The sequence below is a fragment of the Streptomyces sp. NPDC005805 genome, from assembly GCF_040630445.1.
Lineage (GTDB): Bacteria > Actinomycetota > Actinomycetes > Streptomycetales > Streptomycetaceae > Streptomyces.
Genome location: NZ_JBEXXN010000014.1, coordinates 61,889 through 77,401 on the forward strand (window position 1 = coordinate 61,889; position 15,513 = coordinate 77,401).

Sequence of the window (15,513 nt, forward strand, 5' to 3'; positions counted from 1 at the left end):
ACACCGGTGCGCCGCGGGCCTCGGAACGCCGGCACCCCGGCCCGGCCCGTGGTGCGCCGGTCGTCCTCGGTACCCGACATCGTTCGGCGGCGGCCCCGTGGGAGCACCTCCCGCGGGGCCGCCGCCGTCTCCGGTTCCCCGCGCGGACGCCGGGCCCGGGCCGTGCGCGCGGCCCGTGTCCGGCTTCGGGCACGGGCCCTTCACAAGCCCTCGACAATGCGTCCGTGTGTTCGGACACCCCGCCGGGGAGCGGACCGCTCCCGATAGGCTGGGCGGATGACGCGAGCCGAGCAGCCAGCCGAGCAGCACGCGGTCACCGGTACCGCTGTGGAGACTGCTTCCGACGCCTCTGATTCCGAAGCCCTCGCCGCGGACTCGCGGGAGCGGGCCGTACGCGCCCTGCTGCGCGGGCAGCCGCTGCGGCGGTTGTGGAACGCGCAGGCGGTGGGCGGGACCGGGGACGCACTCGGCGTCCTCGTCCTCCTGCTGCTCGCCCTCCAGGCGGCGGTCGCCTCCGAGACCTTCGGCAGCGGCTACCGGGGCGCGGCCTTCGCCGTCGCCGCCGTCCTCGGCGCCCGGGTGCTGGCCACGGTGCTCTTCGGCGCCGTGCTGCTGGGCCCGATGACCTCCCTGACCGCGCCGAGCGGACCGCTCGACCGGCGCTGGACCATGATCGGCGCGGACGGTCTGCGCGTCGCGCTCTTCGTCGTCGCCCCCCTGTGGCTCGACTGGACGCCCGCCAACGCGCTGGCGATCCTGCTGGTCACCGGCTTCGTCGCCGGTGTCGCCGAACGCTTCTGGACCATCTCCCGCGACGGCGCGGCCCCGGCCCTGCTGCCCGCGCCGCCGCTGGAGGGCGCCGCCGTCCGGCCGCTGCCCGACCACCTCGACGCGCTGCGCAGGCTGTGGATCCGTACCGGCTTCGCCGTCGTCCCGGCCGCCGCGGCCGCGCTTCTCGTCGCGACCCTGATCGGCAGTCTGCTCGGCACCGGCATCGAGTGGTTCACGCTGCACCAGGCGGCGCTGGGCTCCTACCTCGCGGCCGGCCTCTTCGCCGCCTCGGTCTCCACCCTCTACTTCGTCCAGTTCCCCGACGCCCAGACGCCCCGGCCCCGTTCACCGCTGGAGGGGCTGCGCCGCCCGTCCGCGAGCGAGGCCGCCGACGGGCGGGCCCGGGAAACCGGCGCCGACCAGGCCGAGGGCAAGGCCGCCGGTGGCAAGGGCAAGGGCAAGGGCGGGCGCAAGGGCCGCACGCCCGACAAGGGGCGGACCGGCGGAATCCCGCTCTTCGTCCTGGCCTGCGCCTCCGTCGCCGCCGCGATCGCCTCGGCCGTCGCCGTCGCCGTCCTCCACGCGGTCGACCTCGGCGCCGGGCCGGCCGCCTTCGCCCTGCTGGTCCTCGCCCTCACCGGCGGCACCGGTATCGGCATCCGCGCGGCCGGGGCCGTGCTCCCCGGCCTCTCGCGGCGCAGGGTCCTCGCCCTGGCGATCACCGTCACCGGTATCGCGCTGCTCGCGATGGGCCTGGTGCCCGACACGGCGACCGTGCTGCTCCTCGCGCTGCTCGCGGGTGTCGCGGCGGGTGTCGCCGCGAACACCGGGCACACCCTCGTCGACCAGGAGACCGAGGAGCCGCGCCGCGCACGCCTGACCGACCACCTCCAGGCCGTCGTCCGCGTCTGCATCGGGCTCGCCGCCGTCGCGGCCCCGCTGCTGGCCGCCGCGATCGGCCCGCACCGGCTCGCCGGCGGTGACTTCGTGTTCGCGCACGGCGGGGCGGCGTTCACGCTGATGCTGGTGGGCGCGCTGCTGCTGCCCGTCGCCGCGCTCGTCCTCGCCAAGACGGACGACCGCTCCGGTGTCCCGCTCCGCCACGACCTGCGCGACGCGCTGCGCGGCGGGGCCGACCCGGCGCAGACGCCCGCGTCGAACGGTTTCTTCATCGCGGTCGAGGGCGGCGACGGCGCGGGCAAGTCCACCCAGGTGGAGGCCCTCGCCGAGTGGATCCGGGCCAAGGGCCACGAGGTCGTGGTCACCCGCGAGCCCGGCGCGACGCCGGTCGGCAAGCGGCTGCGCTCGATCCTGCTCGACGTCTCCAGCGCCGGGCTGTCCAACCGGGCGGAGGCCCTGCTGTACGCGGCCGACCGCGCCGAACACGTGGACTCCGTGGTGCGGCCGGCGCTCGACCGTGGCGCGATCGTCATCTCGGACCGCTACATCGACTCGTCCGTCGCCTACCAGGGCGCCGGCCGCGACCTGGCCCCCACCGAGATCGCCCGGATCTCGCGCTGGGCGACCGGCGGACTCGTCCCGCACCTCACCGTGCTGCTCGACGTCGACCCGGAGACCGCGCGCGAGCGGTTCACGGAGGCGCCGGACCGGCTGGAGTCGGAGCCGGCCGAGTTCCACCGCCGGGTCCGCACCGGCTTCCTGACCCTGGCCGCGGCCGACCCCGGCCGCTATCTGATCGTCGACGCCGGGCAGGAGCCGGAGGCCGTCACCACGGTGGTGCGCCACCGGCTGGACCGGCTGCTGCCCCTCTCCGAGGCCGAGATCCGGGCCCAGGAGGAGGCCCGCCGCAAGGCCGAGGAGGAGGCGCGTCGCCGCGCCGAGGAGGAAGCCCGCCGGAAGGCGGAGGAGGAGCGACTGGAGCGGGAGCGCCAGGAGCAGCTCGCCCGGCTGCGCGCCGAGGAGGAGGAGCGCAAGCGCCGCGAGGAGGAGGAAGCCCGCCGCCGTGAGGCCGAGCGCCAGGCGGAGGAGGCCCGGCAGCGGGCCGAGGAGGCACGCGTGCGCGCCGAGGAGGAGCGCCGGCGGCGTGAGGCGGAGGAGAAGGTCCGCCAGGAGGAGCAGGAGCGCCTCCGCCGGCAGGCGGAGGAGGAGGCCCGGCTGCGGGCCGAGGCCGAGGCGCGCCGGCTGGAGAAGCAGCGCAAGGCGGAGGAGGCGCTGCTGAAGGCGGAGGAGGCGCGGCGGGCCGCGGAGGCGGCGGCTGCGGCGTCGGCGGCCGCCGGGGCCGGGGGCCGGGCCGGGGCGGCTTCGGCTTCGGCTTCGGCCAACGAGGTCACCGTCGCGACGCCGGTCGTGCAGCCGGACGCCGAGCGGGCCGCGCCGGCCGCGCCGGAGACCCCTCTGGAGGAGATCACCCAGGAGGTGCCCCGCCCGGGCACGCCCCCGGCCGACGACGCGACGACGGTGCTCCGCAAGGTGCCGGACGAGGCGGCGGGCCAGGCAGGCCCGGCGGACACGCGCTCGCGGCGCGGCCCGCGCGGCGGTGACGCCGAGACCTCGGTGCTGCCGAAGGTCCCGGCGGCACCGAACGACGCGGAGACGTCCGTCCTGCCCAAGGTGCCGAACGAGGCCGAGACCTCGGTGCTGCCCCGGGTCCCGGGCGAGGCGGCCGGGAGCGGTGGCGGGCGCCGCGCCGCCGACGAGACGGCGAAGCTGCCGCCGGTGCGGGACGGGCGTCGCGGCGACGACCCGGCGGACCGTGTTCCGGCGGACTTCTTCCGCGACGAGCGGTCGGGGGCGGCCTCGGAGAGCGCGGCCGAGCGCACCCGCGAACTCCCGCAGATCGACCCGGACGGGTCGGAGACCACGGCGGAGCGGCCCCGGCGCCGCTCCGACTGGGCGGAGGAGACTCCGCTGGACGACCTTCCGACACTGGCGGACGAACTCCTCGGCCCGCACGAGGAAGAGGACGAGGACGAGGACGACCGGCGGGGCGGGCGCGGGCGTCGCTGACGGCACACGGAACGGGCCGGGCCGGGACCAACGGGGTCCCGCGCCCGGCCCGGGTCGTTCCGGGGCGGGCGGTTCCGTTCCGGAGCGGGCTTTTCCGTTCCGGGGCGAGCTGTTCCGTTCCGGGGCCGGGCCGACCGCGTCCGCACCCGGGTCCGGTTCGCGGCGGGCCGGGGGTTCCGGGGCCAGGTCCCGGTCCGTGGCGGGCGGGGTGGGCGGACCCTCGTCCGGCCGGGGCCGTTGGTAGCGGGCCGGGTCGGCGGCGGCCGGGTTCGACGCGGGCCGGGCCGACCGCGTCCGCCCGGCCCGCGTCCGGGGCGGGCCCGCCGTGAACGCCCCCGATGAATGGCGCCCCCCGAGCGCCCCCGCCCGCGTCCGTCACTGTCAGTCGGCTGGACCACAATGGGAGGCCGCAGGCGAAAGGTGGTGGCGGCCCGTGGCCGTTTGGGACGACATGGTCGGCCAGGAGCGGCTCCAGGAGCAGCTGGAGGCCGCCGCGCGGGACGCCGACGCGCTCGTCACCGCGCACGAGCGGGGCGAGCCCGCCCAGGCCGGGTCCAAGATGACGCACGCGTGGCTGTTCACCGGACCGCCCGGCTCCGGCCGGGTCACCGCAGCCCGGGCCTTCGCCGCCGCACTCCAGTGCACCAGCCCCGACCGCGCCCTCGGCGGCGCGCCCGGCTGCGGCTTCTGCGACGGCTGCCACACCGCGCTCCTCGGCACCCACGCGGACGTCAGCTCCATCGCCGCCGTCGGCACGCAGATCCTCGTCGACGACATGCGCGACACCGTCCGCAAGTCCTTCACCTCGCCCGCCGGCGGCCGCTGGCAGGTGATCCTCGTCGAGGACGCCGAGCGGCTGAACGAGAAGTCGGCCAACGCCGTCCTCAAGGCCGTCGAGGAGCCCGCCCCCCGGACCGTCTGGCTGCTCTGCGCGCCGTCCATCGAGGACGTGCTGCCCACGATCCGGTCCCGGTGCCGGCTGCTGACGCTGCGCACCCCCTCGGTGCGGGCCGTCGCGGACGCCCTCGTCCGGCGGGACGGCGTCGAGCCCGCGGCGGCCGAGGCGGCGGCCCGCGCCACCCAGGGGCACATCGCCCGCGCCCGCCGGCTCGCCACCGACGAGCGCGCCCGCGCCCGCCGCGCCACCGTCCTGAGGCTGCCCCTGCGCGTGGACGACATCGGCCAGTGCCTCAAGGCCGCGCAGGAACTCGTCGACGCGGCGGCCGAGGACGCGGCACAGCTCGCCGAGGAGGTCGACGGCAAGGAGACCGAGGACCTGAAGGCGGCGCTCGGCGCGGCGCAGGGCGGGCGGATGCCGCGCGGCACGGCGGGGGTGATGAAGGAGCTGGAGGACAAGCAGAAGCGCCGCAGGACCCGGGCCCAGCGCGACAGTCTCGATCTCGCGCTCTCCGACCTGACCGGCTTCTACCGCGATGTGCTCGCCCTCCAGCTCGGCTCGGGGATCGCGCTCGCCAACGGCGACGTCCGGGACGCGCTGGACCGGGTCGCCCGCGCGTCCCGCCCCGAGACGACCCTGCGCCGTATCGAGGCGATCGTCGCCTGCCGGGACGCGCTGGACGGCAATGTGGCGCCGCTTCTCGCGGTCGAGGCGATGGCGGTGGCGCTGCGCTCGGGCTGACGGGCCCCCGTCCCGCCTTCTGTCCCGCAGGCGCCCGGGCACGTCACCCGTACGAGCACGGACCCGCCCCGGCAAGGACGCGCAACCGCCGCCCCCGGCGATTACGCTCCGAGGGATGGACACCAGGCGCCTGTTCCGCACCTTCGCCCTCCCGCTGGCCACGGCCGGCCTGTTCCTCTCCGGCTGCAGCGGCGGCGCCTCGGACGGTTCCGCTTCCGCCGGCGCACAGCAGTCGGGCCAGGCGGCCCCGGCCGCCGAACTGGAGCCGTACTACTCGCAGAAGCTGAAGTGGCGCGAGTGCGGTGTGCCCGGCTTCGAGTGCGCCACGATGAAGGCGCCGCTGGACTACGCGGACGCCGACGGCGAGTCCATCGACCTGGCCGTCGCCCGCAAGAAGGCCACCGGACCCGGCGAGCGGATCGGCTCCCTGCTGGTGAACCCGGGCGGACCGGGCGGCTCCGCGGTCGGCTACCTCCAGGCGTACGCGGGCATCGGCTACCCCGCCCCGGTGCGCGCCCGGTACGACATGGTCGCCGTCGACCCGCGCGGCGTGGCCCGCAGCGCGCCCGTGGAGTGTCTGACCGGTCCGGAGATGGACGCGTACACGCAGGTCGACCAGACGCCCGACGACAGCGCCGAGGCGTCGGAGCTGACCGCCGCGTACAAGAAGTTCGCCGCGGGCTGCGAGAAGCGCTCGGGCAAGGTCCTGCCGCATGTCTCGACCGTGGAGGCGGCCCGGGACATGGACATCCTCCGCGCGATCCTCGGCGACGAGAAGCTGCACTACGTCGGGGCCTCGTACGGCACGTTCCTCGGCGCGACGTACGCCGAGCTGTTCCCGGACCGGACCGGGCGGCTCGTCCTGGACGGTGCCCTGGACCCGGCCCTGCCCGCGCGTGAGCTGAACCGCGACCAGACGGCCGGCTTCGAGACGGCGTTCCGGGCCTTCGCGGCGGACTGCGTGAAGCAGGCGGACTGCCCGCTCGGCACCACCTCGGTGGCGGACGCGACCGACCGGCTCAAGGCGTTCTTCAAGCAGCTCGACACGGAACCGGTCCCGACCGGCGAGAGCCGCCCGCTGGGCGAGGCCCTGGCCACCACGGGCGTGATCTCCGCCATGTACGACGAGGGCGCCTGGCCCCAGCTCCGCTCGGCCCTGACCGCCGCGCAGCGGGGCGAGGGCGCGCCCCTGCTCGCGATGGCCGACAGCTACTACGAGCGCGGCACGGACGGCTCGTACGCGAACCTGATGTTCGCCAACGCGGCCGTGAACTGCCTGGACCTGCCCGCCGCCTTCGACTCGACCGAGGCGGTCGAGGCGGCGGTCCCGGAGTTCGAGAAGGCGTCCCCGGTCTTCGGCAAGGGCTTCGCGTACGCCTCCCTGAACTGCGGCTACTGGCCCGAGCAGGCCACCGGCAAGGCCCACCGCATCACGGCCGAGGGCGCGGCCCCGATCGTGGTCGTCGGCACCACCCGCGACCCGGCCACCCCCTACAAGTGGTCCGAGAGCCTCGCGGACCAGCTGTCCTCCGGCACCCTGCTGACCTACGAGGGCGACGGCCACACGGCGTACGGGCGCGGCAGCGACTGCATCGACACGGCGATCAACACGTACCTCCTGGAGGGCACGGTCCCGAAGGACGGCAAGCGCTGCTGACGGGCTCCCGCGCCGGGTCCCGGGGTCGGTGCGGGGGCCCGCCGGGGCCTCGGGGAGGTGGTGCGAGGCACCCCGAGGAACCCTGTAGACTTGGCGCCGCTGCTGATGAGAGCGTGTTCCCCCGGGGACGGATCTCTTCGTCTGCAGGGTGCCGCCTTAGCTCAGTTGGCCAGAGCAACGCACTCGTAATGCGTAGGTCTCGGGTTCGAATCCCGAAGGCGGCTCAGAAGAACCCCAGGTCACATAGCCCGTGACCTGGGGTTTTCTGTTGCTCGGGGCATGGCGGGTTGCACGGCGGGTTGCCGTGACGTTGCTTGCGTGAGCGGTGCGTGAGCGGAGCCGCTCGGGACCTACTTTGCGGGCTTGCGGCGTGTGGCCTTCTTGGCTGCCTTGGCCTGGGCTTTCGCCTTGTCCCGCTTCGGCTTGCCGCCGCCCTTGTTGCCCTTGCCGACGTCGGCCGCCTTGGCCGCAGCCTTCCTGGCCTTCTCCTTCTTCGCGGCCTTGCGCGCGGCCTTCTCCGCCTCGGCCTTGCGCTGGAGGGGGACGAGCTTCGCGGTGGCCTCGGCGGCACTCTTACCGACGTGGGGGAGGACGCTCTGGTAGATGTCCCGCGTGATGCGGGTGTCGCTGTGCCCGAGGGTGTCCGACACGATCTTGATGTCGATGTCGGCGGCGAGCATGAGGGTGGCCGCGCCGTGGCGCAGATCGTGCAGGCGGATCGGTGGGAGGCCGGAGGCGGCGACGAGGCGTTCGAAGAGGTCGGTCACCTTGCCGGGGTGGAGCCAGGAGCCGTCTTCCTGGGTGAAGACGTGGCCGGTCTCGACCCAGGCTGTACCCCATTCTTCTCGGGCCGTTTCCTGCCGTTCGCGGTGGTGCTTCAGGACGTCGACGGTGTCGTCGTCGAGGGCGACCACGCGGGAGCCGCTGTCGGTCTTGGGGTCGGACGCTTCCACCTCCCAGCCGTCCTGGACGAGTTGAGAGGAGACGGTGAGGAAGTGGGTGTCGAGGTTCGTCTCCGACCACGGCTGGCCGCACGCCTCGCCTCGGCGCAGGCCGCGGAACGCGATCAGGTGCCACATCGCGTACAGCCGGTCCTCGACGACGAAGTCGAGGAAGGCACCGGTCTGTTCCGGCGTCCAGACCATCACGGGCGACGGCTTCTCGCCCGTCTGCTCCCACTTGGCGACCCGCTCGTCCGTCCACACGAGCGCCTTCGGCTTGCGCACGGGGTCGATCTCGACATGGGCGGCCGGGTTGAACGTGATGATCTGCTGCCCGATCGCGTCGTTCAGGGCCGCCCGGAGGGTGGCCTTTACGTGCAGCCGTGTGGCAGGGCCGGTGACGCGCCGAAAGGGCGGCATCTCGTCGATCGCGGCCTTCATGGCCTTGCGACGAGCCCGGTTCCCGACGCCCTTCCACGGCACCGTCCCCAGCTCGTCGAGAGCGGCTCGCCGCTGGGCGTTGTCCTCCAGGATCTGGGCGTTCGCCTCGCGAATGTCGGTGAACATCTCGCTGAGGTGGCTGACCCGCAGCCGGTCCAGGCGCCGGCTGCCGATGCGCGGCTTCAGATGGACGCGGATATCGGTCTCGTAGCGGTTGAGACCGGACTTGCGTATGCGCTTGCCGGCCAACCACCGGTCGAGCCATTCGGCGACGGTCAGGCTGCCTATGAGGTCCTGACCGGAGTTGAGGCGCCGCCGCGTCTCCTCGACCTCGGGCAGAGGTGACCGCTCTCGACTGACCTCGGCCAGCATCTCGGCGATGAGTTCGGTGCCCTCGGGGTCGTCCGAGTCGGCGAGCCCGAGCAAGGCGCGTACGTGGTCGAGGTCGGCCTGGGCGGCCTTGAGACTGGCGTACCCGCCACGGGCGAAGGAGCGGCGGCTGCCGTCCTCGCGGGGTGAGAGCTCCTGTCGTACGGAGTAGGTGCAGTGGTTCCTGCTGTTGCGCTTGGGGCAGGAGGTGCCGAGTTCCTTGCCGGTCTTGGGGTCGCGGCAGGAGCAGCGGCGGTAGGTGGAGCCCTTCAAAGATCATTCTCCTCGCTGGTTTCGGGATCGCTCCCGGATGAGTCGACTACGTCGGCCAGGTCGGGCCATAGGAACGGGGGCGTGACCCCCTCTTCCTCGATGAAAGCGCGAACTCTGCGCAGGCGGTCTTCGGCGTCGTCGGCCGTCTCGGCGGCGCGGGCCTGGGAGCGGAGGGCCTCGGCCTTCCGGTCGGCATTCGGGGCGGTCTGGGCGTGGTAGCGCGCGTACTCCTCGTCGCGTCGCGCACTTCGCAGCCGCTCCTGGGCGGCGTGATGGGCTCGGAAGTAGCGGAGCATGTCGTCGTCCGCGCCGAGATCGGTCTCCTCCCCCGTGAACCAGCGCAGCGCATCCAGAGTGGAAGTGGAGTCCTGGAGCGGGAGCCGCTGCACGTCCTCGATGTAGCCCACGGGATAGAGCAGGCAGATGGGTGGGGTGTTCAGTGCTTCGGCCAGCACCATGACGTCGACCAAGGGCAGGTTGGAGCGGCGTCCGGACTCCATGTTGGCGATGACGTTGCGGGGGATCGGATGGCCGATCTCCGCGCATCTGTCGGCCAAGTCCTGTGCGCTCCAACCCAATTCCTTCCGTCGTCTGCGGACCTCGGCGGCCACGGTGGCCATGACCTGGTCCACCCACTCCGGGACGTCGTCCTCGTCGTCGGCCTTGCTCGATCCATGGTGACTTCGGCGTTGTGTCATGCAGACACATTAGCTCGCTTAGCGTTGATTCCAAGACCTGGAGACGGACGCGGAGGTCGCGTTCGCCGTGGGCTCAGTCATGGATGGAGTGCGCATGCGCCAGAACGATGACGCCGGAGGGGCGAAGGGGATGAGTCGCGAGGAGCTTCTGAGGCTCCCGGCGGCCGTTGACCTGGAGACAGGTAACCGCGCGCTGGGGCTCGGCCGGAGCAAGGGCTACGAGTTGGCCAAGCGCGGCCAGTACCCGTGCAAGGTGCTCAGGCTCGGGAACGCCTACCGGGTGGTGACCGCAGACCTGTTGGCCTTGCTGGGACTGGCCGCATGAGGCACGTGATGCGTCATAGGCGCTTCTGCGCTGAGCTGACACAGAAACGCTGGACTGTGGCACGGCGTGGACGTACTGTCCGTGGTCGCTCGCGGTACCGAGACCCCCGCGAGAAGAGGGAGAGCCTCCGACGGTGCAACGCCGGAGGCTCCAGGACTCCCCAGCAATCCCGTGAGATCCGACCCGGCGGCAAGGGCGTGCAAGCCCGCAGCCGCCAGACGAGGAGCCGCCCAGTGCAACCCGAGAACCCCGACTCCTATTCCACCCCCGCCCGAGCGGCCTGGCCCGCCACGGCCATCCCCGGCCGGCCCGGCGCTCATCTGGGTCCGGCCCAGGCCGCCTATGCCACATCGGAGATGCACGATGGTCCGGCTGACGGCAGCGAGGCGGACCCGGCAAGCGGCCTGGAGACCATTCCCGACGCGGAGCCGACGCCAGGCTCGGATCTGCTGGACGAACTGCGCTCCCAGATAGCCCAGTTCGTGATTCCGCCCTCTCCCGAGGCGCTGGACGCGACCACCCTCTGGGTGGCGGCGACGCAGCTCCAGCCCGCCTGGCAGCACGCCCCTCGGCTGGCAGTGGTGGGACCTGCGAAACGGTGCGGGAAGTCGCGACTCCTGGACGTGCTGACCGAGACGGTCCACGAGCCGATGCTCACCATCAACACCACACCAGCGGCCATCTTCCGCTCGATCAACGAGGAGGAGCCACCGACGCTGCTGGTGGACGAGGCCGACACCATCTTCGGCCCCAAGGTCGCGGAGAAGAACGAGGAGACACGCGGACTCCTCAACGCCGGCCACCAGCGCGGCCGGTACGTCACCCGGGTCGTCGGCAACGACCACACCCCGCACAGGTTCGCCACCTTCGCCATGGCGGCCATCGCGGGGATCGGTGACCTGCCGGACACCGTCATGGATCGATCCGTCGTCATCCGTATGCGCCGCAGGGCCGAGGGCGAGAAGGTCAAACCCTTCCGCTCGCGACGCGACATCCCGGCCCTGCACGAACTGCGCGACCGTATCCGTGCCTGGGCCCTCCCGCTACTGGAGGACGCTTCGAGCCTGGAGCCGGAGATGCCGGTCGAGGATCGAGCCGCCGACTCCTGGGAGCCTCTGGTGATCATCGCGGACCTGGCCGGCGGTCGCTGGCCACGGCTTGCGCGGATCGCGTGCGCACGGATGGTCGCGGCCGAGGTGGCAGCTGAGGAGGACCACCCGAGTGGGGCCCGCATCCTCGCTGACATCCGACGAGTCTTCTTCGCACAGCGGGAGGCGGACAGCCTGTCCACCGAAGACCTCCTGCACCACCTGAACGCGGACGCCGAAGCCCCGTGGGGAGAGCGTGGACGCTACGGCCTGACCTCCCGGGAGCTCAGCGGGATGCTGCGCGACTACGACATCCGGCCCGGCAACGTGCGCATGGCCGACCGCACTCAGCGCAAGGGCTACACGCGCAACAAGTTCCTGGACGCCTGGCGGCGCTACTGCCCGACCATCCACCCGGTCGACGCTCGGCGCGGCGAAAGCTGACCCCCCACCTCCCTGGTTGCCGTACTTGCCGTCCCTGCCGTGATCGTGCAGGTCAGGGCACACAGCAGCAAGACGGCAGCCGAGGGCAAGACGGCAGCGCACGCGCCTGAGCACATGCAGCCAGCAGGGGGACGGCGTCCAGCTCCGTCTTGCCCCGTCCCAGGCGTCTTCGCCGTATCGCAGCAGGTCACAGTCCTGCTCGCTGGGACGGCTGCCGCGACCGGCCGTCCCAGCGGATGCAGGCGCCCGGACACGAGCCGGGGCGGATCCGCCTCACCCCTGTCCCGAGTCGGGACAAGACGCCAGAGCTTCCCGCCAAGACGGCACGTCCAGCGCGCTGCCGTACCGCGCTGACCTGCACGTGCAACGCACAAGACGGCAAAGACGCCCCTCACCCACTACCCCCAAGGAGATTCCCGCTTGACCGCCCCGCACCTCACCACGCCATCACCGCAGACACGAGATGACGTCCCAGCCAAAGGGCAGCGCCCGAAGCGTGCCGACGCAGAGCGGCTCGTGCTCGGCGCGGCCGGCATCGTCATCGTGGTTCTGACAGCCGGAGCCTTCTGGCTGTCCTACGCGCACCTCGCCGATGTCGCAGGCCAGCACGGGCTGGGCGCATCCCCCATCCGCCGATGGGCCTGGCCCGCCACCCTGGACGCGTTCATCGTCGCCGGTGAACTGCTCATGCTGCGGGCTGCGCTCCGGCGTACGACCGACCTCTGGGCCGTCGCCGTAACCGCTGCCGGATCGGTCGGCTCTATCGCACTGAACGTCGCTGGGGTCAGCGGCGCGGACAGCGAGCGCAGCGTTCCGCTCCTCGACTACGTGGTCGCTGCCGTCCCTCCAGCCGCCGCGATGGTCGCGTTCGGCGTGCTGATGCGACAGATCCACCAGCATGTGGCACCAACCGATGCCCCATCCGGTATCGGCTCCATAGCTGTGCGGAACCGGCCGGTCGGTGAGCACGGCGAGGGCTGGCGGCAGGATGCTGCCGCCGAGGTTCCGCAAGCTTCCGGCGAGGAGCGGACGGAATCCACGTCCCCGGTGCCGAAGGCCAAACCAGTCGGCGGCCGTCCTCCGAAGGCGACCATCGAAGAACTGAAGGCCATCGGCCGGGCCGCCGGTCGCCAGCACGGCAAACTCACGCGTGGCCTGCTGCGAGACGCCGTGAAGGAACGGAACTTGACGATCGGAAGCGCGCGGCAGACCGAAGTCATGGAGTCGCTCCGGCCGGAACTCGAAGCCGCTGGCATCAAGGTCTCCGGAGGCTGACGCCTCGCGTGCTCGGGTGACCGGAACCCTTCCGGTCACCCGAGCACACGCCGGTCGCCCCGCAGATCCCCACACCTGTGACAACGCGATGGCTCGCGCCACCGGGTCGCCGTGATCCTGTCCGCCGAGCCGCATCTGGAGCATCTTCCATGCAGCACAGCCAGCACCTACCTGACGACACCTCCGCTGAGCCGCCCGCCTCGGCACAGCCCCGTACGCTGCTGTCCCGACTGCGTCGGGCGTTCGGACGGGCTGCCCCGGGCGGAGCCAGTAGTACCCCGAGTCCGACTCAAGGCCGGTCTTCGGGGATCTCCGCCCCGGGGGTGGCGGAGTCGGCCCAGCGCCAGGGGGCGCTGGGCCGGGAGGTCGGGGCCGAGGGCGGCTCCGACCAGGACGAGCTCCACGCCGTCCAGCAGCAGATTCTCAGCCCCGCACCCGCCACCGATCCGACAGCCGGCGAACGAGCACCGCAGAGCGTGCAACCAACGATCCGCCGCTTCACCGGCACCAAGCGGACCGTCCGTGTCGGACCGCTGCGCTTCACCGGCGACGAGCACGCCGCGCTCCAGGAGGCCGCAGCCGAGCACGGCTACAAAGGGGAATCCGGCTTCACCGCGGACATCGCCCTCGCCTTCATCACCGGCCGGTTCACCGCGAACCTGCCGCTGTCCGAGGACCGCCGCCGCACCCACATGTTCCGCGCCCAGGTACTGCGCGAACTCAACCGGATCGGCGTCAACGTCAACCAGATCGCCCGCGCCCTCAACAGCGACCTCACCCCACCCGACGTACGCCACCGCCTCGACGAGCTCCACCACCTGCTGGACCTGATCGCCCGAGCCCTGCGTGCCCCCGCCGAGACGGAGAAGGAGCAGGCCGCGTGATAGCCGCCATCAAACCGGCCGGTGCCAACACCCGTGGCCTGCTCGCCTACCTCTACGGCCCAGGCCGCCACGACGAACACCTCGACCCGCACATCGTCGCCGGCTTCGCCATGCTCGGCATGCCCGACCCCGGACGAAACCCGGACGCCACCCTCACCCAGCTCGCCCACCACCTCGACGAACCCGTGCACCTCCGGAACAGCGAGTTCGGGAAGAAGATCACCGACCACGTCTGGCACTGCCCCGTCCGCGCAGCCCCCGAGGACCGGCACCTCTCCGATACCGAGTGGGCCGACATCGCCCAGCGCATCGTCGAAGCCGCAGGCATCGCCCCGCCCGGCGACGACCTCAGCTGCCGGTGGATCGCCGTACGCCACGCGGACGACCACATCCACATCCTCGCCACAACCGTCCGCGAAGACGGCCGCCGCCCCAAACTCCACGGCAGCGGCATCCGCGTCGGCGACGCCTGCCGCCAGATCGAGACCGACTACGGCCTGCGCCAACTCAAGAAGGGCGACCGCACCGCCGGAAAGCGCCCCACCCAGGCAGAGATGCACAAGGCCCAACGCCTCGGCTGGGAGCAGACCAGCGGCGACTGGCTCCAGGACCGCATCCGTGCCGCCATCCCCCACGCCGGCAACGCCGAGGAACTCCTCGCCTACCTCGAAGCCGACGGCATCGCGATCAAACCCCGCCGCGCCCCCTCCGGAGACCTCCTCGGCTACGCTGCCGGCCGCCCCGGCGACCTCAACAAGGACGGGAAACAGATTTTCCACGCTGGCGGAACAATCGCCCCCGACCTCACCCTCCCCAAGCTCAGGGCCCGCCTGGAAAGCACCGCACCCGAAGAACACCCCACCGCACGCCGAGAACGCCCCACGACCCCCTGGCACCAGGCCACCGACGCCCTCGACACCCTCCACCTGGGCATGACCGACGACACCCACGCCCAGGCCCACATCGCGGCGCTCGGTGAACTTATCGAGTCCACCGCACAGAAGGCTCCTGACCACTTCCGAGCCGAACTGCGAACCGCAGCACGGACATTCGCCCGTGCCCAGCGCTCCCAGATCCGCGCTGAGAACCAGGCCGCCCACACCCTGCGCCGCGCGGCCCGCGACATCGCCCACACCGCTACCGGCCCCGACGGCAGCGCCTTCGCCGCCCTGCTCGCCGCCCTCGTCTGGGCCACGATCATCGCCGCCCGCTGGCACGAGGCACAGAATCACGCCCACCAGGCCGAAGCCGCCCGTCAGGCCCTGCACCACCTACACACCGCCGCCGACCACGCCCTCGTCCCGGTCATCGACAACCTCGCCGCTCGTCAGCCGAGCGACCAGGCCAGCCGAACCCTGGCCCATGATGTCCGGGCCGCCGTCCCCGACCACGCCGACCGCATCCTCACCGACCCCGCCTGGCCGGCCCTCGCCACCGCCCTCGCCGACGCCGAAGCAGGCGGCCACAAACCCCACCAGCTCCTCAAGGAAGCCGCCGCTCAGCGCGAACTCACGAGCGCCCGCCAGCCCGCCCGCGTCCTGATCACGCGCATCCAGCGCACCGGCCGTAACCCGGCAGCCAACCGTCGCGCTGAAGCTGCACGCCAACGCACCACCATGGGAACATCGCCTAACAATGGGGCTCCGGCATCACAGACGACGACTCCCTCTTCTGCTCCTGCACGGCACCGCCCCAGGCGATAGCGGACCGGCTGCGAGCGCAACCCCGATTGGACCTCGTG

The 15,513-nt window shown here is 72.5% G+C and carries 10 protein-coding genes and 1 tRNA gene; 9 read left to right on the forward strand and 2 right to left on the reverse strand.

Features of this window, described 5'->3' with window-relative positions; translation table 11 throughout:
- Positions 1-276 precede the first annotated feature (276 nt).
- The 4 genes from tmk (at position 277) to ABZ457_RS10840 (ending at position 7,258) form a co-directional block, all read left to right on the forward strand.
- Positions 277-3,738 (forward strand): dTMP kinase, encoded by a 3,462-nt coding sequence (tmk, locus tag ABZ457_RS10825; RefSeq protein WP_359156215.1) that lies wholly within the window; start codon positions 277-279, stop codon positions 3,736-3,738.
- Between the two features lie 433 nt (positions 3,739-4,171).
- A complete protein-coding gene (locus ABZ457_RS10830) occupies positions 4,172-5,377 on the forward strand; it encodes a DNA polymerase III subunit delta' (protein WP_359156217.1) in 1,206 nt (401 codons plus the stop codon).
- A 115-nt stretch (positions 5,378-5,492) separates the two neighbouring features.
- Positions 5,493-7,034: an alpha/beta hydrolase gene (locus tag ABZ457_RS10835; RefSeq protein WP_359156219.1), complete on the forward strand. Its 1,542-nt coding sequence runs from the start codon at positions 5,493-5,495 to the stop codon at positions 7,032-7,034.
- Positions 7,035-7,184: 150 nt separating this feature from the next.
- Positions 7,185-7,258 (forward strand) — tRNA-Thr (locus tag ABZ457_RS10840).
- Positions 7,259-7,384: 126 nt separating this feature from the next.
- On the opposite strand, the gene ABZ457_RS10845 is transcribed toward ABZ457_RS10840, so the two are convergent.
- Both ABZ457_RS10845 and ABZ457_RS10850 read right to left on the reverse strand, forming a co-directional pair.
- On the reverse strand, positions 7,385-9,058 hold the full coding sequence (locus ABZ457_RS10845) for a tyrosine-type recombinase/integrase (protein WP_359156221.1): 1,674 nt from the start codon (positions 9,056-9,058) through the stop codon (positions 7,385-7,387).
- Positions 9,055-9,756, reverse strand: a complete 702-nt coding sequence (locus tag ABZ457_RS10850; RefSeq protein ID WP_359156223.1) for a helix-turn-helix transcriptional regulator — start codon at positions 9,754-9,756, stop codon at positions 9,055-9,057. Before ABZ457_RS10850 ends, ABZ457_RS10845 begins: the two co-directional genes overlap by 4 nt.
- Before the next feature lie 94 nt (positions 9,757-9,850).
- Here ABZ457_RS10850 and ABZ457_RS10855 point away from each other — a divergent pair, with 94 nt between their 5' ends.
- From ABZ457_RS10855 to ABZ457_RS10875, 5 genes are all read left to right on the forward strand, one after another.
- The gene (locus ABZ457_RS10855) at positions 9,851-10,081 is read left to right on the forward strand and encodes a hypothetical protein (RefSeq protein ID WP_359156225.1); all 231 of its coding nucleotides are present in this window, start codon (positions 9,851-9,853) and stop codon (positions 10,079-10,081) included.
- Between the two features lie 233 nt (positions 10,082-10,314).
- A complete protein-coding gene (locus tag ABZ457_RS10860; RefSeq protein WP_359156227.1) occupies positions 10,315-11,613 on the forward strand; it encodes a DUF3631 domain-containing protein in 1,299 nt (432 codons plus the stop codon).
- Positions 11,614-12,033: 420 nt separating this feature from the next.
- Positions 12,034-12,888 carry a DUF2637 domain-containing protein gene (locus ABZ457_RS10865; protein WP_359156229.1) on the forward strand — a complete coding sequence of 285 codons (855 nt, stop codon included), beginning with the start codon at positions 12,034-12,036 and terminating at the stop codon, positions 12,886-12,888.
- A gap of 323 nt (positions 12,889-13,211) precedes the next feature.
- The gene (locus tag ABZ457_RS10870) at positions 13,212-13,772 is read left to right on the forward strand and encodes a MobC family plasmid mobilization relaxosome protein (protein WP_359156231.1); all 561 of its coding nucleotides are present in this window, start codon (positions 13,212-13,214) and stop codon (positions 13,770-13,772) included.
- Positions 13,769-15,475, forward strand: coding sequence for a mobilization protein (locus tag ABZ457_RS10875; RefSeq protein WP_359156233.1), 1,707 nt, complete (start codon positions 13,769-13,771; stop codon positions 15,473-15,475). Before ABZ457_RS10870 ends, ABZ457_RS10875 begins: the two co-directional genes overlap by 4 nt.
- Positions 15,476-15,513 lie beyond the last annotated feature (38 nt).

Excerpts from the sequence above, each read along its gene's own strand:
- tmk (WP_359156215.1), top strand. The coding sequence starts at position 277 with ATGACGCGAGCCGAGCAGCCAGCCGAGCAGCACGCGGTCACCGGTACC.
- ABZ457_RS10835 (WP_359156219.1), top strand. The coding sequence starts at position 5,493 with ATGGACACCAGGCGCCTGTTCCGCACCTTCGCCCTCCCGCTGGCCACG.
- ABZ457_RS10850 (WP_359156223.1), bottom strand. The coding sequence starts at position 9,756 with ATGACACAACGCCGAAGTCACCATGGATCGAGCAAGGCCGACGACGAG.
- ABZ457_RS10855 (WP_359156225.1), top strand. The coding sequence starts at position 9,851 with ATGCGCCAGAACGATGACGCCGGAGGGGCGAAGGGGATGAGTCGCGAG.